The sequence below is a fragment of the Paenibacillus sp. FSL M7-1455 genome, assembly GCF_038004655.1.
Classification (GTDB): Bacteria; Bacillota; Bacilli; order Paenibacillales; family Paenibacillaceae; genus Paenibacillus_AQ; species Paenibacillus_AQ cookii.
In genome coordinates, this window is record NZ_JBBORO010000001.1 from 2,317,873 (window position 1) to 2,342,446 (window position 24,574).

A 24,574-nucleotide genomic window follows, 5' to 3' on the forward strand; every position below is an offset into this window, starting at 1 on the left:
GATTTGGCGGGTTTTTCGCGGAGAATCGATGAGGTGATTGATATGAGCACGAAATCATTGAAGATGATGGCGGTCGATTTTGGCGCAAGCAGCGGCAGGGCGGTCATCGGACATTTTGACGGCGAAAGGATCTCCGTTCAGGAGGTCCACCGCTTCGACAACGAGCCCGTGCAGCTCGGCGACAGGCTTCATTGGGATTTTCTGCGATTGTTCCATGAGCTGAAGCGGGGGATGACCAAAGCAAAACAGCAGCTTGGACGCACGCCCGCTTCCATCGCCGTGGATACGTGGGGCGTCGATTACGGTTTGGTCGATCCCAAGGGACGTTTGGTAAGCAACCCGTATCATTACCGCGACCTTCGTACCGAGAAGCCGATGCGGGAAGCCTTGAAGCTCATCCCCGAGAAAGAGCTGTACGCCCGAACCGGGATCCAATCCTCCAGCATCAATACCGTGTATCAGCTGTTTGCGGACGAAGAGCTGCGGCTTGCGCAAAACGACCGCGGCTTGCGGATGCTGTTTATGCCCGACTTGTTCCATTACTACCTGTCCGGCACGATGGCAAGCGAATATACCATCGCCAGCACAAGCGGCATGCTTGACGCCGCCCGACGGGACTGGAGCGCGGACGTACTGGACGGCCTTTCGATCCCGTCGTCGCTGCTGAATCCGATCATCATGCCGGGAACGCCCGTCGGAACGGTCCGGCAGGACATTGGCGCCGAGCTGTCGCTGGAGGCGATGCCGGTCATTGCGGCCGCGGGCCATGACACGGCCGCAGCCGTTACTTCCGTTCCGGCCGGGGATGCCCCGTATGCTTTTATCAGCAGCGGCACCTGGTCGCTTATGGGAATCGAGCTGGCGGAGCCGATATTGACCGAACGCAGCAGGCAGCTGCTGTTCAGCAATGAAGGCGGTACGGAAGGCAACATCCGCATGCTCAAAAACATCATGGGGTTATGGCTGCTGCAGGAATGCCGCCGGACGTGGGCGCTCGAAGGGACGGAGCTTAGCTTTGCCGAGCTGACGGAAATGGCGCAGCACGCCCCGCGCAACGGCAGTTACGTCGATGCGGGGGACGCCGTTTTCCTGCCGCCGGGGAACATGCCGCAGCGGATTCGGGAATACTGCCGCTCCACGGGGCAGGCCGTGCCGGAGTCACGACCCGAAATCGTGAGATGCATCCTGGAGAGCCTTGCCTTTAAATACAGGCAGACGCTGGACGAAATCGAAGAATTGACCGGCAAACGCATCGAGCAAATCCACATGGTCGGGGGCGGCATCCAGAACAGGCTTCTCTGCCGGCTGACTGCTAACGTTACCGGCAGAACCGTCGTCGCGGGACCGGTGGAAGCCACCTCCATCGGAAACCTCATGATGCAGGCCAAAGCTCACGGAGAAGTCGGCGGCTTGGCGGACATCCGCGAGGTGGTACGCCGGTCCTTCCCGCCGGAAATTTATATGCCTGAAGACGCCGCGGAATGGGAAGAGCGTTACCGTGGATACGAGCAGCGGCTGATGCTTCAAAAAACGGAAGACTCATGAACCGGTCCGCCCCGCGGATCGGTTGAATCATCGGATAGGAGAGTGCATGGAGAGATGACGTTATCACTGGAACAACAAGTACGCGAAGAGCTGTCGCTTTACGCCCGCAAGATCGTCGCCAAAGGGCTGGTCGTAGGGCCCGGAGGCAACATCAGCGCCAAGGCCGGCGATCTGATGCTGCTATCCCCCAGCGGTTTTGCATTGGAAGATATCGAACCGCATCAATGGATCCGCGTAGAGATCGGGTCCGGCAAGGTGCTCGACACGGAATTCAGGCCCTCGTCGGAAGTGCTGATGCACCTGTATGCTTACCGCGAAAATCCGGATATTCAGGCCATCGTGCATACGCATCCCGCCTACTGCATCGCGCTGACGCTGGTAGCTAAGGAACTGCCGATGCTGTTCCCGGACCAGGCTGCGCTCGTCGGCGAAGTTGCGTTCGTGCCGTACGTGCTGCCGACGACGGATTTATTGGCGGATGCGGTTGCCGCGAAAGTCGGGCAATACAACTCGATTTTGCTGGAAAACCACGGTTTGGTCACGACAGGGAAAAACCTGCGCGAGGCTTACTACCGCACCGAAGTGGTGGAGGAAAGCGCGAAAATCTATCTTGCCGCCAAAGCCGCCGGCACGCCGAAAGTGCTCACGGACGAGGAATACAAGGAAATTCAGTCGCTCGAGAGCGAGGCTTACCGCGTACAGCTGCTGCAGAAGCTGAAATAACGTTTAAAACGGGCTTGACATCATCCGGGCGATCTTGTAATGTATGGAAAAACAAACGCGCGTTTGTTCACATTGCCAAAAGCCGTGACCAAGACCAGCGGTTCATGGAATCCCGCATCGCCCCAGAGAAGAAACCCCAGGCTGAAAGGTTTCGCATGCGTCGTGAAGCCCCCCATCTTGCGAGCTGCCGGAAGAACGGAATCTGCAGGTTCGGTTCATTCCAGGCCGGGTTAACCCGTTATGTCGACCATAAAGGATAGTCCGCATGCGTCCATCGCATGACTGCTGACGGGCTATTGAATATAGGGTGGTACCACGAGCACATTCGTCCCTTGTCCGGACGGATGTGTTTTTTTGCATTCCATGATAGGCATCCACACTTGTGAAGGAGATGAAAAAATGAGACAACAGCTCATGCTGCTGCGGACGCTCCGGGAAGCCCCGGCCGAAGCGGAGGCCGCGAGCCATCGACTGCTGCTTCGGGGAGGTTACATCCGGCAAACGGCTGCAGGCATATACAGCTTTTTGCCGCTTGGGCATCGCGTCATTCGGAATATGGAAAGGATCATCCGTGAGGAGATGAACGAAGCCGGTTTCGACGAACTGTTGATGCCGGCGATGCAGCCGTCGGAGTTATGGGAGCAATCGGGGAGGTATTCGGAATACGGACCGGAGTTGATCCGGCTGCAGGACCGGCACGAGCGCGGCTTCGTGTTGGGTCCGACGCACGAGGAAGTCATCGCTTCGTTGGTCGCCGCCTAAGCCGGCAGTTACCGGCAACTGCCGCTCCGGCTGTACCAGATCCAAACGAAGTTCCGGGATGAACGCCGTCCGCGTTACGGCCTCCTCCGGGGACGCGAATTTCTGATGAAGGACGCCTATTCGTTTGATGCGGATTGGGAAGGGCTTGATGAAAATTATCAAGCGATGGTTCGCGCCTAACATCGCATTTTCGATAGATGCGGTTTGCGTTTTCGGGCGGTCGAAGCCGAAGCGGGTTCGATCGGCGGGGAAGGCGAAACGCTTGAGTTTATGGCCCTTGCGGATATCGGGGAAGACACGATCGTGACCTGTTCTTCCTGCGACTATGCCGCCAATCTCGAAAAGGCGGTTTTCCTCGAAGCGGAAACCGGAGTCCGCCTTCGGGATTCCGTTCCTGAACCCGAAGAGGTATATACGCCGGAGACGAGAACGATCGAAGAGGTATCCGCTTTTTTGGGAGCAAGGCCGCAAGCGATTTTGAAAACGATGCTGTATTTGGTTGACGGCAGGCCGGTGGCGGTGGTGGTCAGGGGAGATCATGAGGTCAACGAATTCAAGCTGAAAAATGAGCTTGGCGCATCCCGCGCAGAGTTGGCCGATGCGGAGACCGTAGAGCGGCTGACGGGTGCGCCCCATGGCTTTGCAGGGCCGGTTGGCCTCGGTATCCCGATCATGATGGATCGCGCCGCCGCAGCCGTTCACGAAGGGATAGCCGGCGCAAACCGGAAAGATTACCATGTCCGTCATCTCGTTTTGGGGCGGGATTACAAGGCCGACCGGATCGGCGATTTCCGGAACGCGTCAGCCGGCGATCGCTGCTGCCGCTGCGGGCAAGGGCTGATGTTCAGCCGCGGCATCGAAGTCGGACACGTGTTTAAGCTGGGGACCAAATACAGCCGGTCCCTGGGTGCGACTTATGCGAATAAAGACGGGAAGGAAGAATGGATGATCATGGGGTGCTACGGCATCGGCGTTTCCCGCCTGATGTCGGCGGTAGCGGAACAGCATGGCGGCGACAGCGGCGTCGTCTGGCCGTTGTCGCTCGCTCCGTTCCAGGTTCACGTCATTCCGGTATCGGCCAAAGACGAACAGCAGTATGGGGTGGCGGCCAAACTTTACGATAAGCTCCGCAGCAAAGGAATCGCCGTGTTGTTGGATGACCGCGACGAGCGCCCGGGCGTCAAATTCAAGGATGCGGACCTGATCGGAGCCCCGCTGCGGATCATCGCCGGAAAATCGGCGGCAGAGGGCAATGTGGAATGGCAGAACCGGTTGGAAGGGGACCTAAAGGAACAGATCGGTATCGATGAAGCGGTCCGGCGGATCGGCGCGATTTGTTCCTCCGCCGAAGGGCGGCTATAATGGAGGAGACAAAGGTTTTAATGGAGGAAATACAAACATGACGATTCGACTTGCGGTACGCGAAGACGCGAAAGAGGCGGCAAGATTGCTGTACGACGCCCTGCATGATGTGGCGCATCAACTGACGGGGGAAGAAAAAGAAGAAGACGCGGTTGCGGTGCTGGAGCAATATTTCGCTTCGGACGAGGGGAGGCTCTCCCATAAACAGGCGATCGTAAAAGAAGCGGAAGGGAAGGTCGCCGGCGTCGTCGTCGCTTACGGCGGGGATGAAATCAAGGAATTGGACCGTCCGATTCTGGAACGGCTGCGCAAGCTGAAAAACGATCCGACGCTCAAGCTCGACAAAGAGTCGGACGAAGACGAATATTACATCGATACGTTGTCCGTATCCCCGCAATTCGGCGGTCAAGGGATCGGCACCAAGCTCATCCAGGCCGCGGAAGAAAAAGCGAGGGAGCGAGGGTACGACAAAATCGCCATGGCCGTGGTGACGGACAATACGCGCGCCTACTCCTTGTACCTTCATCTTGGTTATGAAGTGGACAAAGAAATTACGATCAACGGCCATATCTATTATCACATGGTCAAATCGCTGTAAACCAAGCCGTTAAATAACCCGGGCTCCTTGGAGACGGGTTATTTTGTCGCTTTCCGCTGTAACCGTTTTCCGCCGAATGCCGGATAGATTGCGCAAAACAAGGAACCCTAATCGGGAAAAAGGACTATTAAGAGAGGTCGCCCGATGAAGAAAAAACTTTGCATGCGCATCATGTTGGCCATCTGTTTCACTTTCCTCGTTGCGGGCTGCGGGTCGCACATCCACCCGAAAACGGCGGAATCCAATCCCTCTAAGCTTCATACGGCTTCGGCCGGGAAAACGAAACCCGTCATTTTAGTCATCGTCGATTCATTGATGGAAAAGCCGCTGCGGGAAGCGATCCGGCAAAAATCCGCACCTGCGATGGAGTTCCTGCTGCAAAAAGGAGAGCTGATTCCGCAGGTGGTCAGTTCGTTTCCCACCATGTCGGTGACGATCGACAGCACCTTGCTGACGGGAACGTATGCGGATGGGCATCATGTGCCCGGGCTTGTATGGTACGACGGCAAAGAGCAACGAATGGTTTTTTACGGCAACGGCATCAAAGAAGCGATGAAAATAGATCAGGTTCAAGTGTTCATGGATGCGGTGTACCATTTAAACCAGGAGCATTTGAGCAAGGAAACGAAAACCATCCATGAGGAACTGGCCGACCAAGGCAAAGATACCGCCTCCATTAACGGGGTCATTTACCGGGGCCGAACGGAGCATGTCCTGAAGGTACCCCCATTTTTAAAACTGGCCAAAGACGTGCCGGATCAACTCCGGATCACGGGACCCAAGCTTTTTTCCTATGCGGCATTGGCCCGATTGGACCCGGATAACGCACGCAACACCTATCTTTGGAAGAAATTCGGGATGAACGATCGATTTACCGCGCAGGATCTGGCTTATCTCGTCCGGCAGCACCGTCTCCCGGCGGTTACGATCGCGTATTTTCCGGAAAACGACAATAGGGTGCATCGAAAAGGCCCTGACGAACGGCAAGGAATCATACGGGCCGATGAAGCGCTTCAGGAAGCGCTAAGCTCTTTCGGCTCGTGGGAGCGGGCCGCAAAGGAAGCGATCTGGATCGTGATGGGGGACAGCGGGCAAAGCCGGGTTTACGGTGACCGTGGGCAGGCAACGATTGAATTGATCCCATTATTAAAAGATTTCCGCATCGCAAGATTGAACCGGCCGGTATCTTCCGGGGACCAAATTTTGATTTCCACGAACGAACGCATGGCTTATGTATACGCGCTTGATCCCCGAGTGAAGGTATCGGAGGTCGCAGCGCGCTTGAGCAGGGAACCAAAGCTCGATATGATCGCCTTTAAAGAGGGGTCCGCCATACGGATCATCTCCGGAAAAAGCGGGGGGACGCTGCGATTCCGGCCGGGCGGATCCTACAAGGACGAATACGGGCAGACATGGACGTTATCCGGCGATCCGCGCATCGCCGATATGAAGATCACCGGCAACCGGATCGTTTACGGGAAATATCCCGATGCGTTGGCAAGGCTGCAAGGGGCGATGTTTTCCCATGAAGGCAGGTACGTTGTCGCAAACGCGGAACCCGGATACGAACTCGTAGGCGAAAGCTCGCTTACGCATGTTGGCGGCGGTTCGCATGGCTCCCTGCACGAAAAGGATTCGCTCGTCCCGGTGATCGTCGCCGGAACAGATATCCGGCCCAAAACGCTGCGCATCGTGGACTTCAAGGATTGGATTATGCAGTTGGCCAGTGAACGGCGGTGATCTCGCCCCGGGTGTGTGTTCGAACTCCCCGTTGATGAATGAAGATGCATGTAGAAAGGCTTTAACGCCGGACAAGGCGTTAGGGCCTTTTTTTGTTTGCCAATATTTAGAATCTTACGCCGGAGCTATTTTTTGATAGGATAGAAGAGATGCATATGCTAGGAAACGATGCTATGAAATTATTCTATGAAAACATAAAAAAGCGAGGCAGTCCTGTTGAAAAAACGTAAACCTATTTTAGCCGCCTGGACGGCAGCGGCCATCGTGTTGGGTTCCTGCGCCAACGCTTCGGCAGCAGCCGCTGCTGCTTCTTTGCCGTTTGACGATATTGCCGGAAGTTTTGCCAAAAACGACATTCTGGAGCTGGTCAAGGAGGGGGTCGTCAACGGCACTGGCAACCGGAAATTCGAACCGAAAAAAAACGTTACGCGCGCCGAATTTGCCGCCATGGCCGACCGTTTGCTCAAGCTTGCGCCCGTGGATGCCGACATGCCGACGTTTGCCGACGTTGCCGCGAAAAGCTGGTATTACGGCTGGGTTGAAGCGGCGGTCCAGCTTGGGATCGTAGAGGGGAAAAGCGCCGGCAAGTTCGAGCCGTCGGCACGCATTACGCGGCAGGAAGCAGCCGTGCTTATCGTCCGGGCCCTCAAGGTCGATCCCGGAAGCGACTCCGGCAGCAGCCTGAATTACGCGGACGCGGATCGGATCGCTCCTTGGGCCGCCCCATACGTGCAAGCCGCCAAAACGCTCGGACTGATGGGCGGAGCAAACGGCAAATTCCGTCCTTCCGACGCCATGACCCGCGAAGAAACGGCCGCCGTGCTGGACAGGGTGCTCAAGGACAAGGTTTGGTCCCGGGCCATCCATGCGACACCGAACATGGGACTCCAGCTTGGCTGGCAAAACGGGTTAACGACCTCCCAATTTAAAGAGCAGGTCAACAACAGCACCGTGAACACGCTGGTGCCCCGGTGGTTTTTTCTCGAATACGGATCGGTCCCGGTTTCCAGCCATGCGGACGGCAGCCTGTCCAGCTGGGCCAAGCAGAACGGCAAAAAGGTGTGGGCCATGCTCGGAAACCATTCGGATTCGGCACTGACGCATCAGATCCTGTCGGATGAAAACAAACGGGCCGCCGTCATCAAGAAGCTTACGGGCTATGTAAAAACGTACGGATTGTCCGGCATTAACGTCGATTTTGAAAACGTAAGCCCGGAGGACCGTTTGTCGCTTACGGCTTTCGTTTCCGAGCTCGGAACGAGTTTGCGGGCGGCCGGAGCCGTGCTGTCGATCGACGTTTCCCCGGACCTCGGCACCGACTGGACCGAAGCCTTCGATTATGAAGCGCTCGGCAGATACGCGGATTACGTGGTGCTGATGGGGTACGACGAACATTGGTCCTCGGATCCCGTGGCAGGTTCCGTTTCCTCGTTTCCATGGGTGCAAAAAGCTTTGAACCGGATGCTTTCCGTCGTTCCGGCGAAAAAAACCATTCTGGCACTCCCTTTTTATACGAGGGATTGGACGCTGTCGCCGACCGGGGTTACGTCCGAGGATTTGACGCTGATCCAGCAGGGCTACCGGATTCGTTCCGTGGCCTATAACCGCTTATGGGATGAAGAGATCGGCCAATATGTGGTCAGATATTCAGGGCAGGGAATCGAGCACCGGATTTGGGTGGAAGACGGACGTTCCCTCGGCCTGAAAACGATGATGGCCGCCAAGCGGGGCATAGCGGGTTATGCGTACTGGTACATGGGCGCCGAAACCGACGATATTTGGCCGAGTTTGAGAAATGCCGTCCGTTACGCCTCGTATTAAAAAGAACCATTTTAAACCTATAAAAAGCTTTGGGCTTCGACCGTTTTCGGTCGGGGCTTTTTTTGTCCTTGCCTGCAGGCAAACGGAAAAGACGTTCCCATGCAGGCGGTTAAAAAAGCGGCCTTATCCGTTAACAAGCAGCAAAGTAAACAAGTGTATACGGGAAGTCAATGATTGTCTCTTTGAATCGCTTCTGAATTTCCCTACAGTAAAGTCATTGAAAGTGCTTTCAAAACGCTTGGCGACGAATGGCGCGAAGGGAGGGGATAGGCTGAGCGTCACCCGAAACAGAAGAGGTTTGTACGATTGCAGCATTTCTGTACTCCAACATAAATAAAGGAGCTGAACATGATGAATTCGAAAAAAAATTGGGGTTCCGCGCTGATCGCCGCCGCATTGCTGACGGCCCCGCTTTCCGCGGCGCAGGCAGAGCCGGCTGTTCCGTCCGCAACCATCGCGCAGGCGGGAGACGCAGGCCCAGCGGAAGGCAATGAGGCAGTGAATCCGTCATCCATGCCGGACCAGCCGGCGGATGCCGGGCAGCCGGGAGCGAATCCGGCAACGGTCTCCGATCCACAGGCCACCGACCCGGCGGCTCCGGCCTCGGAGGATCAAACGAAACTCCGCAATCTCGCTGCGGGTCTTACATATGAATGGTCCGAGGCGCCGGACGTTTCCCGTCCCGATGGCGGGAACAAGCTGACGGACGGCAAATACGGCAAGCTGGATATGAACGATCCGGCATGGGTCGGACATGTGCGCGGGAAAACGCGCGAGGTTGTGTTCGATTTGGGCGAAGAAAAGTCGATCGGAAAAATCAAAGCCCACTTTTTACAGGATTATCCGGCAAACTCGATTCTCGTGCCGTTGACCGTATCAATGTACGTATCCGACGATAAGGAGAATTGGGGGCTGCTTTCCCATAACGCGACCCAACTGCTCTGGGGAGAAGGCCCGCCCAGACAGGAGACCTTTGAATGGGACGGCAGCCGGGACGGGATCAAAGGCGGGGATACGGACGGCAAGCTGGCCTATGCCCGTTACGTAAAGGTTACCTTTACGATGCATCCTACGCATTGGGAATACATTGACGAAATCGAAATTTTGGGAACGGACGGCCAGGTCGACGGGGCGGTAAAGGTTCCTGCCGAGCAGCCTCGTTTTTTGGAGCCGGGCGAAGCGACGGCAGGGATCCGGGACCTGAATCTGCTGTATAACGGACAGTATGACGGCGGTTTAGGCGATTGGAACAAGGAACGGATTATCCCGAACATCAGTTACGTGAATACGGACGGCGAACCTGTCGACTGGCTTTTTGACGGAGTTTTGTATCTGGGGCTCGCTTCGCCTGCCGGCCGGGATTTCGGCTTGGGGCAAACGATCCTGGAGGACTGGAAATGGTATTTGGATAAGACGTTTGCGTCCGCGGGGGATATGCAGCAGTTGAATGAAGCTACCAAGGAAGTCGGAGGCAAGCTGAACCAGCCGGACCGCAAAATGAAAGTCGTGCTGATGATTCCGAATCCCGGCGAATACTTGAGCCATTTCGGCGACATTGACGGCGACGGCGTACCGGAGAGCTTCAACGCCTCCGACGTCGGCGAAGCGAAAGCGTTCGAAAACCGGGAAAAAGCGGTGCAATGGTGGCTGGATCAAGTCCGGCAACGATGGCAGGCGGCGAATTATTCCCATCTGGAGCTTGTCGGCATGTACTGGCTTGAAGAGCAAATCAGCACAAGCGCTACGGGGCCGGAATTGGTGAAATCGGTGAGCGGCAAGGTTCACGGCATGAACCTGAAATTTTTCTGGATTCCGCACTCCCTGGCATACAAAAGCTTCATGTGGAAAGACGTAGGATTTGATGCCGCGGCGCTTCAGCCCAACTATTTCTTCGGCGGGATGGACATCGACCGTTTGGAGGATGCAGCGAATATGGCCAAACAGTATAGAATGTCGAACGAGGTCGAATTTGATGACCGGATGCTGACGGACGGCGTCTTCCGCGAACGTTTTATCGATTATTTGAACAGCGGCGCCGAAACCGGCTTGATGCAGAATGGCTTTAGGGCTTATTACCAAGGCAATAATGCCGTTTACAACTTGGCGGTGAGCAAGGATTCAAGCTTGCGTTTGATGTATGATTGGCTGTACCAATACGTGAACGGAACGTACGTCATCAACAACAGCCCGCCGCCGGAGGCAAACGTATTCGTCAACGGGCAGACGTTAAACGGGGAGACGGTCGTACCGGATACGGAAACGATCCAATTGACCTGGGAAGTCAAGGACGATGACGGCAGCGGATTGACGAAAGTAACGGCCCTGTTCGACGGCAAGCCATACGCTTCGGGAACGCCGATCGACCTGACGGGCAAACCGGGCAAACATCGGCTGGACGTTACCGTAGCCGCGGCCAAATCCAAGACGACGACTTACATCATCAACGCGGCGGCGAATGCCGATACGATGAAAACGCATGTGAACCGGTTCGCGGAGCAGAAACAGTTTACGACCGAAGAAGGTCCGCGGTCGCTGCTCAATTACGCGGATCTGATGAAACGGTATGAAGGGACGGATACGGCCCGGTTTGAAACATACGTCAGAGGCTTTAACGCACGGCTGGATCAATTGGCTGCCGAACGTGCTGTTTCCGATACGGCGTATACCGCGCTGAAGGAAGAGGTGTACAACCTTGTCGGGAATTTGGCCGCCGGCAAACCGGCAACGGCTTCTTCCGTCGAAGGCTCAAGTGCGAAGCTTGCCCCGGAAAATGCGGTGGACGGCTTCCCATCTACACGCTGGGCCAGCAATTACGTCAATGACAGCTGGCTCCAGATCGATCTTGGCGAAGCCAAAGCGTTCGATACCGTCCGAATCGACTGGGAATTCGCCCGCGCCAAAACCTACAAGATCTTAGTCAGTGACGACAAACAGAACTGGACCAGCGCAGTCAAGGACAACGGCGGCGTCATCACGGCGCATGACGGCAAGGAGACCGTCCGCTTCGATCCCGTCAAAGCAAGATACGTCAAGTTCCAAGGCGTTGAAAGAAATACCGATTACGGTTACTCCTTCTACGAGTTCGGCGTATACAACCTTGCGGCAGGCAGCGAGGCCCCTCCAATCGACGGCGCCAGAGCCGTGGTGGATCCGGCCGCAAAGAAATTGACGATCGACGGCCTCGTCATGAACGGCAGCCGGTCCAAAGTCCAATTGAAAGTGGTCGACTCCAAAGGGAAGGTTCGCTATGAGGGAGAAACCACCAGCACGGCATCGGGAAGTTTTGAGTTTGCGATCAAACTTACCGGCAATTTAAAGGGAACGTGCGATGCTTATCTTTTGATGGAAGGGATGCAGGAACCCGTGAAGATTACGTTCGAGTATAACAAAAAGGGTTAAGCGTACATTTCCCGGGCGAGCGCAGGATTCGATGAGAGGCGGCCCGATTCCGATTTTTTCGACGCCGGTCGCCGGCCCTTCCGCGACAGCATCCGTCGCGGCACGTCAAGAGACGAAACTCGCTTCATCGCCTAAAACCATGGACGCATGCGGTTATTTCCGCGGGCGCTCCATGGTTTTTTGCGTTGCCGACAGGTGAAGTCGCTGCTTCAGCGGGCGGCCACGCCCGTTGGCGTGATGTACGGAGCTTACTGCGCGTCCGCCTTCGGCTTGCCGGCGCTTTTCCTTTCCGTAGGCCTGCTGATCTGTGCCGTTTCCGGGGCCGCGGCGCTCTTTCATTGGAGATCCGCGGCGCAAAAAAGAAGGGCGGCCGCCGCCAAAGAATAAACTTTCCCGTTTTTCACAAGCTATCCATAAGACAGGCATAATGATGAAAAGAGGTCTGAACGATGGATACCACCAACAATGAGCACATTCATGGCGGCGAAGATTACCATTACATACCCGCATTTTCGGTTGCCAGCGGTAAAGGCGTTGAAATCAGGGAAGACGTTTATGCTTATACGAGCCAAATCGTAAATCTCGTGGCGGTCGGCACGCCGGGGAAGGACTCGTTCGTCTTGATCGACGCGGGAATGCCGGAATCGGCGGGCGACATTTTGGAAATGACCCGGCAGCGCTTTGGCCCGCATTCCCGGCCGGAGGCGATCCTGTTGACCCATGCGCATTTTGACCATGTCGGCGGCCTCGTGGATTTGGTCCGCGAATGGCAGGTTCCGGTCTATGCCCATTCGGAGGAGCTGCCTTTCCTTACGGGAGAACGAAGTTACCCCGAACCGGATTGGTCGGTGGAAGGCGGGCTGCTGGCGAAAATGTCTTTCGCTTTTCCGAACGAGCCGCTGAACCTGGGCTCCTGGGTTCGCCCCCTTCCGGACGACGGCACGGTTCCCGGGCTGAACGAATTCCGCTGGCTGCATACGCCGGGGCATGCCCCGGGACATGTGTCGTTTTTCCGCGAACGGGACCGGCTCTTGATCGCGGGCGACGCGTTCGTAACGGTACGCCAGGATCGGCTGTATAGCGTATTAACGCAGAAGATGGAGATCAGCGGGCCGCCGCGTTATTTTACGACCGATTGGGCTGCGGCCAAAACATCGGTACAAACCTTGGAAGCCCTGAAGCCAAGCTGCGCGGTCACGGGGCATGGCAGGGCCGTTTCCGGAGACGAGCTGGCGGACGGGCTCCAAGCGCTTGTTGCCCATTTCGACGAGGTCGCCGTGCCCGACTACGGGAAATACGTTCCCGGGAAAGACGGCAAGAAGCATTAAATTAGAGAATCGACATCGGAGCCTAAGGGAGCGGCAGCGGCAGATCATCCCGAAAGGCTTCTTTTTTTGCGGAAACAAGGGAGGTTCAATTCATAAATATGGTAGAACCGGCGAAAATCTGGTGGTAATATCGATTCATAACCATAGAAACATGAAAGATAGCGAAGGAGCACTTCATGAACAATCCGATACATATTCTTGTTGCCGAGGACGACAACGATATCAGCCGATTGCTTTGCAGCATTATTAAGAAAAGCGGTTATATCCCCCAGCCGGCTTACTCCGGAACAGAAGCGCTTCTTTACCTGGAGCAGCGCCGATGGAGCATGTTGCTTCTCGATTTGATGCTGCCGGGAATGTCGGGAGAAGAACTGCTCGAACGGATCGACAGATGTGACGATATGCCGGTTATCATCATTTCGGCCAAAAACGAGCCAAAGACCAAAGTGTCCGTCTTGCGCGGGGGAGCGGATGATTTCATTACGAAACCGTTCGACGTTGAGGAAGTATCTGCGCGAATCGATTCCCATCTGCGTACGTATGCGCGAATCGCGCAACCGGTTTTGCCCCATGTGCTGCAGCATAAAGGGCTTGTACTGGATCGGGACGCCATGTCGGTTACGGCTGACGGGGCCGTACTGACTCTCACAGCGCGGGAATTTGAGATTCTATCGTTGCTTATGTCGGCACCGAAGAAGGTATTCACGAAATCCAATCTGTACGAAAGAGTGTGGCAGCAGCCTTTCTACGGCGACGACAACATCATCAATGTTCATATGAGCCGTTTGCGCAGCAAGCTGTTAAAAGCAGCCCCGCAAAGCGATTATATCGAGACGGTATGGGGCATGGGATATCGGTTAAAGCCTTAAGACATTTTTAAGTTTTGGCTTTAGATTTACGTATGTTTTGATTTCTATACTTGGTCTATCACAAAAAGGAGGCCAAGATGATGCAGGACATGGTGGTATCTCTTGTTTTTCCAATCGTGAGTACAGTGGAAGTGACGTTGCTGTCGGGTTTTGGCCATTTACCGGCGGAAAGCAGTGAGTTTTTCATACCTAGAGTGCTTGGTTTAACGCTGCTGTATACGGCGGCCTACGCGGCCATTGGGGCGATGTTTGCGGTCATCCTGACGGACAGCGGCAAAACGATCGGGGTTTCCATCATTTTCTTTCTGATGATCGATATCGTTTTGGCCGGCATCGGTTCGAAGGTTGAATTTTTTCGCAAGTTGTACGATGATTCCATTTTCAAGCTGGTTGGGGACATCAGCAAACCGAGCATCGATAGCGGAGATTGGCCCGAGCTCCTGCTTGTGCCGTTGTTGACAATTGCGTTATGCGCGATGCTGGGCATTTTCGTATTCCGGCGAAAAGCTATCAAATAATGATGGGAGTGAGGAGAGTGCTGCTTGTCCTGACGATCCTATCCATGGCGGCAGCAGCTTTCCTGCTTGTCCATTTATGGATGCTGAGGAGGGAAATAGGGCGGATGACGGAGCAATTGCGAAGCTACAACGAAGGGGTCACCGGCAAAAAAATCGACGTCGCCCTATTCGACCCGAAGCTCGAAGCGCTTGCCGGGCAAATCAATCGTCAGTCTCATTTCATCGTAGAAGCGGAAGCCCATCGAAGACGAATCGAAAACGAATTTCGTCAGGCGGCAGCGAATATATCCCATGATATCCGTACTCCGTTAACCTCGATCTTCGGTTATATCCAGTTGTTGGAGGCGGAAAACATAACGCCTGAAGAGAAACTCGAATACATCGCGGTCGTGAAAAATCGAACCAAACGCCTGCAGTCGTTATTAAACGATTTTTTTGAGCTGTCCGTGATCGAATCGCCGGATTACCCGCTGACAACCGAAAAGCTTGGGTTGACCGCCCTGATCTCCGACATTGTGGTCGAATTTTACGATGCGTTTAACGAACGCGGCATCACACCTGACATACGGCTGCCTGAGGGAAATGCGTCCGTATACGCCGATGAATCGGCCGTGCGGAGAGTCGTTGAGAACTTGCTTGCCAACACGGCCAAGTATGCTTCCGGTCAGGTGGACATCCGGTTGGAACAGCAGCAGGAGACCGTAGACTTGACCATTATTAACGATGCGAAGGAACTGGCCGGGAGCGACGTTAACCTTTTGTTTGACCGGTTCTATACGGCTGACCGTGCCCGATCCGCCCAAACATCCGGGCTTGGCCTTCCGATCGCCAAAAGCCTGATGAACAACATGGGCGGCACGCTGACGGCCGAACTGGACGGTGACAAGTTGATGCTCGTCTGCCGCTGGAAAAAAGCAAAAGGGCAGTGAACCGGCGACGGCTGTAGGGCGAGTCATAGAAGTAAGGAGGCAGCTAGAGAGCGATCCCTTGGCTTTATAACTTAAAAGCCTTTAAACACAAGGATTTCCAAGTGTTTAAAGGCTTTTCTATGTCTGTATATATTATGATTCGAGATAGACCAGCAAGTTCTGGTGACCTCATAATGCAATCATTCATTCATGAGAGCAGTGACAATTCGGGAACAGGTCCTCATGTTTTACCCGTTCCTACGAGTTGCCAACAAGCATTTTAAGTTATCATCAATAAACTGATTGTCGCTACGATTGATTCCGCGGCCGGCAAAATGGCCCCAAACCGACTCGATCGGTTTAAATTCGGCATTCGGTATACGCTTTGCCTCGTATTCGTTATCGTCGGCCGGGCAGAAGAGATCCGTGCTTCCCGGCATAACGCAGGCTTGCGCTTTAATGCTTCCCAGCGCCTTATCGAAATCTCCGTTATAAGTGGGGTTTGCACTAATATCTGCATGTTGGCCCGTCCATAACATGGCCAGGACATTGTGGGGATCCATCTGCATAAAGCTGTCCTCCCAGACGCCGACCATAAAATCAGCCAAGGAGTCAAATCCCATCTCACGATAAAGTTCCTCTCTGTAAAATGCTGACGATACGCCCCATCCCGCATAAACACGGCCAACGGCACGCATGTCTGCTGAGGTCAACCGGTTGAGCTTGCTGGAATCGAAGCCGACTGCAGCCATGAGCGGAGCTCTCATTCCTTCCAGGACCACGTAGGTTTGGGGCCAGGTCTTGGCAACGCCGGCGAAAGGCGCAATTCGTTCCACCATGTCGGGATAACTGGCTCCCCATTGGAATGCTTGAATGCCTCCCATGGACCATCCGACGACGAGAGCGATCTTTTGAATGCCGAATTTTTCGGTCACCAGCCGATGCTGGAATTGAACGTTGTCATAGATCGTTACCTGCGGAAAATTCGCCCGATCGAATGGCGAAGGCATGTTGCTGGGAGACGAAGACAATCCGTTGCCCAGCAGATTTGGAACGATGATGAAATACTTTTGCGGATCCAGAGCCAGGCCGTTTCCGATCAACCATTCATTCTGAACATGCGTGTCGCCAAAAGCGGTTGGATAGACGATGACATTATCCTTTTTTGCATTCAATGTTCCATATGTCTTATAAGCCAGAAAAGCGCCCGGCAATGTCACTCCCGATTGCAAGGTTACGTCACCCAAATCAAAAATCTCATAATCCATCGTACAGCCTCTCCCTTCAAAATGAACCATGCCTTAAGAATGTATTTCTTGTTGTTAGTATAGATCTGTGATACTCTCAGTAAAAGTGAATGATTTTCATATTAGTATTCAATAAAATTGAAAGTTGAAGGGGGATCGTATGATGGAATTGCGCCAACTGGTTACGTTCCGTACGGTTGCATCCACTTTAAATTTCAGTCGGGCTGCGGAAGCGCTGAACTACGTCCCCTCCAACGTCACGATGCAAATCAAAGCATTGGAGGATGAGCTTGGTGTGCGTCTTTTTGACCGTTTGGGGAAACAGCTTGTTCTCACGCATGCGGGGAAACGCTTTTTAACCCAGATTCAAAGCGTTCTGGAAAAATTGGACGAAGCCCGCAGCGCCGTTCACGACAACGAAGTGCTAAGCGGCACCCTAACGATCAGCGCGAACGAGGTGATTTGCGTCTATCGTTTGCCGGCTGTTTTTCAACGATTTCGAGCGCAGCATCCGGGAGTTCGCCTGATCTTCCGCTCCGTTCCCAATCTGGAGCTCAAGCAATCGCTTTTTGAGGGAACCGCGGATGTCGTCTTTATGCTGGATGAGCCCATTCGCTCGAACGGACTTGCAGTGGAGCCTTTACTGGAAGAAACTTTCCGCCTTTTCGCCGCTCCGGACCACCCGCTTGCCCAACGAACGGTGCTGCAGCTGGATGATTTTCACGGGGAAGTGTTCCTGACGAATGAAAAGGGTTGTCCCTATCGAACCATGTTTGACCGGTCATTTGAGAAAGAGGGCATGGATAGTATTACGTATTTGGAGTTTCAAAGTGCGGAAGCCATTAAACAATGCGCGATTTCGGGAATCGGCATTGCCTTTCTTCCTGAAATCGTAGTGAAAACCGAAGTTGAACGGGGCGATCTGGTTGCCCTTCCATGGCAAATTCCGGACCTTCACGTATATACACAGATGTCATGGCATAAAGACAAATGGCTTTCGCCCGTCATGTTATCGTTCATAGAAGCAGCGAGGGAAGTTCTTGCTTGAAAGGACGTTCCACTTGAAGCGATGAGGCCGGGGGTTCGATCCGCCTAGGCTTTATATCGTACAAAAACGTCACCACGTTCTGTGGTGGCGGTTTTTTTGTAATGAATGCTTCATTGCCTCTTTTTTGCAGTGTTTGTAAATCCTCATGTTGGACAAAAAAGAACAAATTGACTCCGGATTGCAACGAAACCTTAACATCTTGTCTCCCGGACGACTTTATAATGGAGGAGGCATTTTTATCCAACGGGGCGTTAAGGAGGTTTATCATGAGAAAAATGACGCGGCTTGCCCAAACGGGCTCCGCCTTGCTTATTTCAGCGATGTTGATGTCAGGCTGTATACGCACCGGTTCCGGCATCACGGCCGCATCCGGCAACGAGGGAACGGTTTTGCCGGCAAAAGCGGCGGCAGCGGACAGCCATGCCGTGCCTGAGACAAAAGCTTCAAAAATAGGTTCAGATGGCACAGCCGTCCTGCAAAAGGGAGATCCCGTAAAAATGATCAACCGTTCAAGCACGTTTGAGCTTCCGGTGGTCGATTTCGTCAACGGCGATACCGGTTTTGCCGTCAAGCAGGCATATGCGGAATCGCTGTCGCTCATTTCCACCACCGACGGCGGCGCGCATTGGAAGGAGAAACCTTTGCCGGGAGAGCTTGTTCTGGGGCTTGATTTCTCGGATGGGCAAAACGGCTGGAGCCTTATTCAGGAAGGATGCAGCGCCAAGGGCACAACCGTGTGCAAAACCATCCGGCTGATCCGGACGAAAAACGGTGGGGACACCTGGACGACATTGTGGAAGGCCGCCTCGCAGGAAGACAACAGCCATGTGTTTACGAATATGCGCAGATTGTCCTTCGACAACCCGAAAAACGGGATGATGCTTGCCAACGGCCGTCTGTACGTTACCCGCGACGGCGGCGTTCGTTTCGATCAGGTTTCGTTCGGCATCAACCATTTCATTCCGCTTTATATGAGCTTTCCAAGCGAGCGGACCGGTTACGTGGCGGGGACGGTCGGCGCGGATACGGGAAAGCTTGCCGTTTTGAAAACGACGGACGGCGCCCGAACCTGGCGGAAGCAGCTGGAGCTTACAGGGGAACATTCGCCGCTGTCGAGCTTAGGCATCGATTTTAAGGACGAACGCACCGGCTGGCTGCTGACGAACGAAGAAGGCATGCTGAGCGGAGAGCTGTACCGGACGACGGACGGAGGCAAACATTGGGCGAAAATGAGCACGCAGCGCACGGGACGCCCGACGCCAACCGATATTCGGCTTGCGGATGCCCATACGGGAGTGATGTCCCTTCACCCGGGCGCCGGCCCGATCGAAGGCGGGATATGGATCACCCATGACGGGGGCAAAAGCTTTGCGAGCGTGGCGCCGAATCGCGCCGTTGCCGTCAACCAGGTGCAGATGGCAAGCGCGAAGGACATATGGGCTGCCGCGGACGGCATCAATGAGTCGGGCTTCCTGCTTCATTCCGCGGACGGCGGGATGACATGGAAGCAAGTTTATCCGGCGGTGCGGCCGACCGGCGACGTCTCCATGGTCGACGCTTCCCATGGCTATGCCGTAGGCACGCTGCTGGACAACAACGCGGTGCTGCAAACCGTGGACGGCGGAACAAGCTGGAACGTGCAGGGCCGGATCGACGGATACGTGCGGCTTGAAAAAGCAAGCTTCATCAATCGGATGGACGGGTACGTCATTGCCTACGGCGAGCATGAGCCCCATCGCACGCTGCTGAAAACGATGGACGGCGGGAAGCATTGGGCAAAGGTATCGGGGGATTCCCTTCGCGAGCTGAGCGGCGTATCCGAACCTTCGTTCTTCCGTTTTTATGACCAAAAGCAGGGCGTTATTGCTTTCAAGGGCTCGGGAAACCCTATTTGGCGCACGACGGACGGCGGAGCCAGCTGGCAACCATCGAGCGTCGGCGTCGGCGGCGGTTTGGGAACGCAAATGTATTTTTCTTCAACCTCGGAGGGATGGGCCGTTCAGGAAGGAGACCGGCAACGCGGCCCCGCATTGTTGCGTTTGACGGGAGAACAGGCGGGGCAAAAAGTGCTTGCTTTGCCGGCGGGCTGGTATCCGGAAGCGATCGGCTTTTCCGATTCCCTTCACGGTGTGGTGGTTTTTGAGGATTTCCGCTCCGATGGAGATGCGGTGCATTTGTTAACGACGTCGGATGGCGGAAAGGTATGGACGGACCGTCCTATTCCTGCGGCGTCCGGGATCAGCGGGGCGAAAAGCGTTTGGTTTGCGGACCCGAAACACGGTTGGCTTCGCTATGACGGCGGGATTGCGGAAACGAAGGACGGAGGACTAACCTGGGAAATTTTGCTATAATATCTTGGGAATGAACGCTACGGTTGCCCGATTCAACCAAAGCGATAGGAGATGAAGGCATGGTTATGATTTTGATCGGCATCATCATGATTTTGCTGGGGCTGTATGACGCCAAAAAACCGGACTCCGGGCTCTTTCGTTTCTTGAGGCGTACGCCCAAAACCGAAATTAAGCCGCACGAGATCCGTTATCAAGGGGAAGCCGGGATATTCGGCGGCGCGTTATTTATCGTGGTCGGCCTGATCTCCGTAATGGTTAAAAATTTTGGCTAAGTGGAAAGGAAAAATGTCGGGATAGCCGCTTTCGCACGGCCGTGATACAATGGATTGTTGTGATCACCGTTACGGGAAAGGAAACATCATGAAAAAAAACGCACCCATTCCAACCGGAATCCCTTTGGTTATCGGCATCATCGCCGTTTCGTTTTCTTCCATTTTCGTCAAATGGTCTTCGGCGCCCGCATCGATCCAGGGCATGTACCGGCTGCTGATGACCGCGCTGCTGATGCTCCCGTTTATCCGCCCCCATCTGGCGGAGCTGAAGTCATTGACCCGAAAAAAGCTCTTCATGCTGTTTGCTTCGGGTTTTTTTCTGGCGCTGCATTTTTTGCTGTGGATGGGTTCGCTCAAGCTGACGACGGTATCCAGCTCGACCATTATTTTGGCCTTGGAGCCGGTTTTTATCGTCATCGGCGCTTTTTTTATCTACAAGGAACGGACGTCGCGGGTCGCCATGGCCGGCATGGGCGTGGCGATCGTCGGGGCGGTGCTGATCGGCTGGGGAGACATCGGCGTCTCCCGCGACAACCTGCTCGGCGATTTGCTGTCGATGTTCGGCACGCTTGCGGTGTCGGTGCATATGCTGATCGGCCAAAAAGTGGTGCAGCAAGTTTCCTCTTATGTGTACAGCTTTGTCGTGTTTTTGTCCGCAACGGTCGTGTTCGCCGTGTATAACGCCGTTTGCGGCATTTCTTTTACGGACTATCCCGGACAGGACTGGGCGATGTTCGCGCTGCTGGCCGTCGTGCCGACCGTATTCGGCCATTTGCTGTTCAACTGGCTGCTTCAGTACGTTTCGGCCACGACCATTTCCATGAGCATCCTGGGCGAGCCGGTCGGGTCCAGCCTGCTTGCGTTTCTGCTGCTCGGCGAACAAATGACCTGGTTCCAGGTCGTCGGCGGCATGCTGGCCATTTCCGGATTGATCGTCTTTTTGAACGCCGACCGTTTCAAATGGAAGCCGAAAGACAAACGGGCCGCCGAACCGTTAAAATCGGCATAGGGAAGCACCGGCCTTGAGCTTTTTTAACCTGCGCAAAAAGCCTGCATGCGGGCACTTCTACTCGGACCATCGGGGAAGCTCGATGAAAAAAGTGAAGTGCCCGTTGCGATGTTTAAGGCCGATGCGCCCGCCGTGCAGTTCGGCGATGTTTTTGGCGATGGACAGCCCGAGGCCGGCCCCGGGGGAGGAGCGATATTCGCTGCGGGACGGGTCTGCCTTGTAAAACCGTTCGAACAACAGCTTTTCCTGCTCTTTCGCGATCGGCTTGCCGACGTTTTCGACGGCGAAATAAATGTGGCCGGAGTTTTCCAAAAGCCGCACCGTGATATCGCCGGGCTTAAACGAAAACTTGAGCGCGTTCATTAACAGGTTATCGATGGCGCGGACCATTTTTTCCGTATCGATGGACGCGTACATCGGCCCCGGGTCCCGGACCAAACGCACCGAAAGCGCATTTTCCTGCGCGATGGGTTCGAATTCGTTCATGATTTGCTCGAGCAATGCGGCCATGTCCATCTTGGTTAAGCTCAGGTTTGCCGCGCCGCTCGTTAACCGCGTGTATTCGAACAAATCGTCGATCAGCTGTTTCAGCTGCTGGGATTTGTTGTACGCATTGTCGATATAGCGTTTATGTTCCTCAAGATTCGTATAATCGTCATTTTTCAGCAGGTTCAAATAACCGATGATGCTGGTCAGCGGCGTGCGCAAATCATGGGAGACGCCCGTGATCAGCTCCATTTTGGACTGCTCACTCCGCCGCTCCAGATCCATTTTTTCCTGCAGCTGTTCCGCCATGAAATTGATGCTTTTGGCGACCTCCCCCAGCTCGTCTTCGCTGGACGCGGGGAGCCGGTAGTCGAGATTTCCGCCCGCAATCGTCATGAGGCCGTCGGCCAACGTCCGCAAATACCGCACGATCGGCCGCGTCAGCATAAAAAAGAAAAACAAAAACGTCACGACCAAAAACGCAAAACTCCCGACCGGCCCCAGATCCCCCAAATTGATCGTAAAATAAGCCAGGATCCATGAGAAGGCAATCATCAGGATAAAGCTCAGGACAGCGGCCCAAAACATGCGGACCCGGATGTTCTTTTTTCCGGTCAGAAAGGAGGCCAGGAACGAAAGAAACTCTTTACTCAACTTTATATCCCACTCCCCAGACCGTTTTAATATACCGGGGTTCCCGCGGATTGTCCTCGATTTTTTCGCGGATGTTCCGGATATGGACCATGATCGTGTTGTCGGATAAAAACTTGTCTTCTTTCCAGACGCCGCGGTAGATTTTTTCCACGTTGAAGACATGCCCGCGGTGGCTGGCCATCAGTTCCAGGATCGAAAATTCGATCGGGGTCAGCGAGACCTGCTTGCCGCGGACCGTCACGACATGGCGGCTTTTATCGATGATCAGGTCGTTGATTTCGATGATCGCACCGCCGGATTGGGACTGGCTGCCGCCGTCGCTTGCCAGCTTGATTCTGCGCAGCTGCGCCTTCACCCGGGCTACCAGCTCAAGCGGGTTAAACGGTTTGGAGACATAATCGTCGGCTCCCGTCGTCAGCCCCGTAATTTTATCGATGTCTTCGCCTTTGGCGGAAAGCATGATGATCGGAATATTCATCGTTTCGCGGATTTTCAGGCATGCCTTGATCCCGTCCATATGGGGCATCATCACGTCCAAAACAATCAAATCCACAGCCTCGTTTTTGAGCAGCTCCAAAGCCTTGAGGCCGTCTTCGGCTTCGAACACGCGAAGCCCTTCGTTGCGCAGAAAAATATGCACCACGTCGCGAATTTCCGGGTCGTCGTCAACGACCAGCACGGTATGGTTCAAAGCGAACGATCTCCTTTCGAATGGTTTGGTTTGAATAGATGACGAACGACCACCGCAATGGCAATTGCGGCAGCCGAGACGCCGGCCAGCAGCAAACCGTAACGGTAAACCAGCTCGCCGACCGCCTGCGCGTGATCTCCTACGAAACGTCCTGCGGCGAAAAATATCGCCGTCCATATCCCTCCCGTCGCAAAAGAGAACAGCGCGTATCTCCGGAACGGCATACGGTGCAGCCCGACGACGTACGGCATGACGTGGCGCACGACCGGGAAAAAATAGCTTATGCATAACGCGAAGCTGCCATACTTGCGTACCAGCGCCTCTGAAAAGTCGGCGTATTTTTTTATGTTTTTCTTCCGGCCAAGCCGCTCGAGCACCGTATTCCCGAATAACCGGCCGAGCACATAACCTAACGATAACCCGGAGACGACTCCCAGATAGGTGAGCATGAAGGCGGGGAGCACATGAAGAAAACCGTTTGCGGTCAAAGCCCCTCCGGTCATGACGATCACTTCGTCGGGAACCGGCATGCCGACGATGCCAAGCCACAGGGCAAAAAACAGCGCGGCATAACCAAAATGCCCGATGAAGGAAAGTAGCGTATCAGCATTCATAGGCTGCGCGCTCCTTTTTTTCATCCTTGAATAGGTTCCTGCCGATCCCGTAATAAAGCAATTCGGACAACAGGATGCCCCCCGCCACGTCCGCCAAGACATGCTGTTTGACGAGCAACGTAGAGGCGATGATCATCCAGGAGACGACGAATGCGGCTATTTTTAAGCGCTTGCCCGGATTGCACTGGAAGGCCGCTTTCAGGACGATATGGCTGGTCAGGACGTGAATGCTCGGAAAGCAATTGTAAGGCGCGTCCGTCGCGTAAACGAAGCCGACAAGCGCATTCAGCACGCCGCCTTCGCCGATTTCCGGCCGCTGCAGCGTCGTTTGGAACAGATAAAAGCAGCCATAACAGACGGCGAGGCCGATGCAGGTCAACGTTAAGCTGCGGTAGTAAACCCGCCGGTCCTTCTTGAAAAACACGACGAACATCAAGAAGACGTAAGGGTACCAGATCAGGTACGGGATAATGAAGACGGGCATGAAAGGAATCCGCCGGTCCCATTCGGTGATCAATTGGGCCGTATCGGCCCCGCCATGATTGAGCAAGCCGTAAAACACATTCAAGACGGGAATGGCCAGGAGCCATCCAAGCGGCAGATAGGCTGCAAGCTTCTTATTCATACGT

21 protein-coding genes and 1 pseudogene are annotated in these 24,574 nt (G+C 54.6%); 16 read left to right on the forward strand and 6 right to left on the reverse strand.

Going from position 1 to position 24,574, the window contains the following annotated elements:
• Nucleotides 1–42 precede the first annotated feature (42 nt).
• The 12 genes and pseudogenes from NYE48_RS10755 (at nt 43) to NYE48_RS10810 (ending at nt 15,594) form a co-directional block, all read left to right on the forward strand.
• Nucleotides 43–1,545 (forward strand): rhamnulokinase, encoded by a 1,503-nt coding sequence (locus tag NYE48_RS10755; RefSeq protein WP_340998497.1) that lies wholly within the window; start codon nt 43–45, stop codon nt 1,543–1,545.
• A gap of 54 nt (nt 1,546–1,599) precedes the next feature.
• Nucleotides 1,600–2,268, forward strand: coding sequence for a class II aldolase/adducin family protein (locus NYE48_RS10760; protein WP_212947915.1), 669 nt, complete (start codon nt 1,600–1,602; stop codon nt 2,266–2,268).
• Between the two features lie 399 nt (nt 2,269–2,667).
• Nucleotides 2,668–4,392, forward strand: a pseudogene (locus NYE48_RS10765) (proline--tRNA ligase).
• 37 nt (nt 4,393–4,429) lie between these two features.
• Nucleotides 4,430–4,990 (forward strand): GNAT family N-acetyltransferase, encoded by a 561-nt coding sequence (locus NYE48_RS10770; protein ID WP_212947911.1) that lies wholly within the window; start codon nt 4,430–4,432, stop codon nt 4,988–4,990.
• A gap of 144 nt (nt 4,991–5,134) precedes the next feature.
• On the forward strand, nt 5,135–6,730 hold the full coding sequence (locus NYE48_RS10775) for an alkaline phosphatase family protein (protein ID WP_340998500.1): 1,596 nt from the start codon (nt 5,135–5,137) through the stop codon (nt 6,728–6,730).
• Between the two features lie 216 nt (nt 6,731–6,946).
• On the forward strand, nt 6,947–8,551 hold the full coding sequence (locus tag NYE48_RS10780) for an S-layer homology domain-containing protein (RefSeq protein ID WP_340998502.1): 1,605 nt from the start codon (nt 6,947–6,949) through the stop codon (nt 8,549–8,551).
• Between the two features lie 351 nt (nt 8,552–8,902).
• A complete protein-coding gene (locus NYE48_RS10785) occupies nt 8,903–11,950 on the forward strand; it encodes a DUF4855 domain-containing protein (RefSeq protein ID WP_341000628.1) in 3,048 nt (1,015 codons plus the stop codon).
• A gap of 180 nt (nt 11,951–12,130) precedes the next feature.
• On the forward strand, nt 12,131–12,337 hold the full coding sequence (locus NYE48_RS10790; protein ID WP_340998503.1) for a hypothetical protein: 207 nt from the start codon (nt 12,131–12,133) through the stop codon (nt 12,335–12,337).
• A gap of 62 nt (nt 12,338–12,399) precedes the next feature.
• Complete coding sequence (locus NYE48_RS10795; protein ID WP_212947900.1) at nt 12,400–13,278, forward strand: MBL fold metallo-hydrolase; 879 nt, start codon at nt 12,400–12,402, stop codon at nt 13,276–13,278.
• Nucleotides 13,279–13,454: 176 nt separating this feature from the next.
• On the forward strand, nt 13,455–14,147 hold the full coding sequence (locus NYE48_RS10800; RefSeq protein WP_340998504.1) for a response regulator transcription factor: 693 nt from the start codon (nt 13,455–13,457) through the stop codon (nt 14,145–14,147).
• 77 nt (nt 14,148–14,224) lie between these two features.
• A complete protein-coding gene (locus NYE48_RS10805) occupies nt 14,225–14,665 on the forward strand; it encodes a hypothetical protein (protein WP_340998505.1) in 441 nt (146 codons plus the stop codon).
• A 104-nt stretch (nt 14,666–14,769) separates the two neighbouring features.
• Nucleotides 14,770–15,594, forward strand: a complete 825-nt coding sequence (locus tag NYE48_RS10810) for a sensor histidine kinase (protein ID WP_340998507.1) — start codon at nt 14,770–14,772, stop codon at nt 15,592–15,594.
• 227 nt (nt 15,595–15,821) lie between these two features.
• On the opposite strand, the gene NYE48_RS10815 is transcribed toward NYE48_RS10810, so the two are convergent.
• The gene (locus NYE48_RS10815) at nt 15,822–16,841 is read right to left on the reverse strand and encodes an alpha/beta fold hydrolase (RefSeq protein ID WP_340998509.1); all 1,020 of its coding nucleotides are present in this window, start codon (nt 16,839–16,841) and stop codon (nt 15,822–15,824) included.
• Between the two features lie 142 nt (nt 16,842–16,983).
• Here NYE48_RS10815 and NYE48_RS10820 point away from each other — a divergent pair, with 142 nt between their 5' ends.
• Nucleotides 16,984–17,868, forward strand: coding sequence for a LysR family transcriptional regulator (locus NYE48_RS10820; protein ID WP_341000629.1), 885 nt, complete (start codon nt 16,984–16,986; stop codon nt 17,866–17,868).
• Here the strand turns inward: NYE48_RS10820 and NYE48_RS10825 are convergent.
• Nucleotides 17,837–18,385 carry a hypothetical protein gene (locus NYE48_RS10825; protein ID WP_340998510.1) on the reverse strand — a complete coding sequence of 183 codons (549 nt, stop codon included), beginning with the start codon at nt 18,383–18,385 and terminating at the stop codon, nt 17,837–17,839. The two genes, NYE48_RS10820 and NYE48_RS10825, sit on opposite strands and share 32 nt — an antisense overlap.
• Between NYE48_RS10825 and NYE48_RS10830 the strand changes: the two genes are divergently transcribed.
• The 3 genes from NYE48_RS10830 to NYE48_RS10840 all read left to right on the forward strand — a co-directional run bounded on the left by NYE48_RS10830 (nt 18,366) and on the right by NYE48_RS10840 (nt 21,500).
• A complete protein-coding gene (locus NYE48_RS10830) occupies nt 18,366–20,219 on the forward strand; it encodes a WD40/YVTN/BNR-like repeat-containing protein (RefSeq protein WP_340998511.1) in 1,854 nt (617 codons plus the stop codon). The genes NYE48_RS10825 and NYE48_RS10830 overlap by 20 nt on opposite strands.
• Nucleotides 20,220–20,278: 59 nt before the next feature.
• Nucleotides 20,279–20,491: a hypothetical protein gene (locus tag NYE48_RS10835; RefSeq protein ID WP_036710328.1), complete on the forward strand. Its 213-nt coding sequence runs from the start codon at nt 20,279–20,281 to the stop codon at nt 20,489–20,491.
• Between the two features lie 88 nt (nt 20,492–20,579).
• Nucleotides 20,580–21,500, forward strand: coding sequence for a DMT family transporter (locus tag NYE48_RS10840; protein WP_340998514.1), 921 nt, complete (start codon nt 20,580–20,582; stop codon nt 21,498–21,500).
• A 57-nt stretch (nt 21,501–21,557) separates the two neighbouring features.
• Here NYE48_RS10840 and NYE48_RS10845 read toward each other — a convergent pair whose 3' ends face one another.
• The 4 genes from NYE48_RS10845 to NYE48_RS10860 are packed head-to-tail and all read right to left on the reverse strand — an operon-like array spanning nt 21,558 to nt 24,570.
• Complete coding sequence (locus NYE48_RS10845) at nt 21,558–22,640, reverse strand: sensor histidine kinase (protein WP_246536595.1); 1,083 nt, start codon at nt 22,638–22,640, stop codon at nt 21,558–21,560.
• Nucleotides 22,633–23,331 (reverse strand): response regulator transcription factor, encoded by a 699-nt coding sequence (locus NYE48_RS10850; RefSeq protein ID WP_340998518.1) that lies wholly within the window; start codon nt 23,329–23,331, stop codon nt 22,633–22,635. The genes NYE48_RS10845 and NYE48_RS10850 overlap by 8 nt, the downstream gene beginning before the upstream one ends.
• On the reverse strand, nt 23,328–23,945 hold the full coding sequence (locus NYE48_RS10855; RefSeq protein ID WP_340998521.1) for a DedA family protein: 618 nt from the start codon (nt 23,943–23,945) through the stop codon (nt 23,328–23,330). Before NYE48_RS10855 ends, NYE48_RS10850 begins: the two co-directional genes overlap by 4 nt.
• Entirely contained in the window at nt 23,935–24,570 is a 636-nt protein-coding gene (locus NYE48_RS10860; protein WP_052147008.1) for a phosphatase PAP2 family protein, read from the reverse strand. Before NYE48_RS10860 ends, NYE48_RS10855 begins: the two co-directional genes overlap by 11 nt.
• Between the last annotated feature and the right edge of the window lie 4 nt (nt 24,571–24,574).

What these genes read in the sequence shown, in the direction of transcription:
- NYE48_RS10860 (WP_052147008.1), bottom strand. Translation starts at nt 24,570, where the DNA reads ATGAATAAGAAGCTTGCAGCCTATCTGCCGCTTGGATGGCTCCTGGCC.
- NYE48_RS10785 (WP_341000628.1), top strand. Translation starts at nt 8,903, where the DNA reads ATGAATTCGAAAAAAAATTGGGGTTCCGCGCTGATCGCCGCCGCATTG.
- NYE48_RS10805 (WP_340998505.1), top strand. Translation starts at nt 14,225, where the DNA reads ATGATGCAGGACATGGTGGTATCTCTTGTTTTTCCAATCGTGAGTACA.
- NYE48_RS10795 (WP_212947900.1), top strand. Translation starts at nt 12,400, where the DNA reads ATGGATACCACCAACAATGAGCACATTCATGGCGGCGAAGATTACCAT.
- NYE48_RS10800 (WP_340998504.1), top strand. Translation starts at nt 13,455, where the DNA reads ATGAACAATCCGATACATATTCTTGTTGCCGAGGACGACAACGATATC.
- NYE48_RS10760 (WP_212947915.1), top strand. Translation starts at nt 1,600, where the DNA reads ATGACGTTATCACTGGAACAACAAGTACGCGAAGAGCTGTCGCTTTAC.
- NYE48_RS10820 (WP_341000629.1), top strand. Translation starts at nt 16,984, where the DNA reads ATGGAATTGCGCCAACTGGTTACGTTCCGTACGGTTGCATCCACTTTA.
- NYE48_RS10840 (WP_340998514.1), top strand. Translation starts at nt 20,580, where the DNA reads ATGAAAAAAAACGCACCCATTCCAACCGGAATCCCTTTGGTTATCGGC.
- NYE48_RS10810 (WP_340998507.1), top strand. Translation starts at nt 14,770, where the DNA reads ATGACGGAGCAATTGCGAAGCTACAACGAAGGGGTCACCGGCAAAAAA.
- NYE48_RS10815 (WP_340998509.1), bottom strand. Translation starts at nt 16,841, where the DNA reads ATGGATTATGAGATTTTTGATTTGGGTGACGTAACCTTGCAATCGGGA.
- NYE48_RS10830 (WP_340998511.1), top strand. Translation starts at nt 18,366, where the DNA reads ATGATCAACCGTTCAAGCACGTTTGAGCTTCCGGTGGTCGATTTCGTC.
- NYE48_RS10770 (WP_212947911.1), top strand. Translation starts at nt 4,430, where the DNA reads ATGACGATTCGACTTGCGGTACGCGAAGACGCGAAAGAGGCGGCAAGA.
- NYE48_RS10855 (WP_340998521.1), bottom strand. Translation starts at nt 23,945, where the DNA reads ATGAATGCTGATACGCTACTTTCCTTCATCGGGCATTTTGGTTATGCC.
- NYE48_RS10835 (WP_036710328.1), top strand. Translation starts at nt 20,279, where the DNA reads ATGGTTATGATTTTGATCGGCATCATCATGATTTTGCTGGGGCTGTAT.
- NYE48_RS10775 (WP_340998500.1), top strand. Translation starts at nt 5,135, where the DNA reads ATGAAGAAAAAACTTTGCATGCGCATCATGTTGGCCATCTGTTTCACT.
- NYE48_RS10755 (WP_340998497.1), top strand. Translation starts at nt 43, where the DNA reads ATGAGCACGAAATCATTGAAGATGATGGCGGTCGATTTTGGCGCAAGC.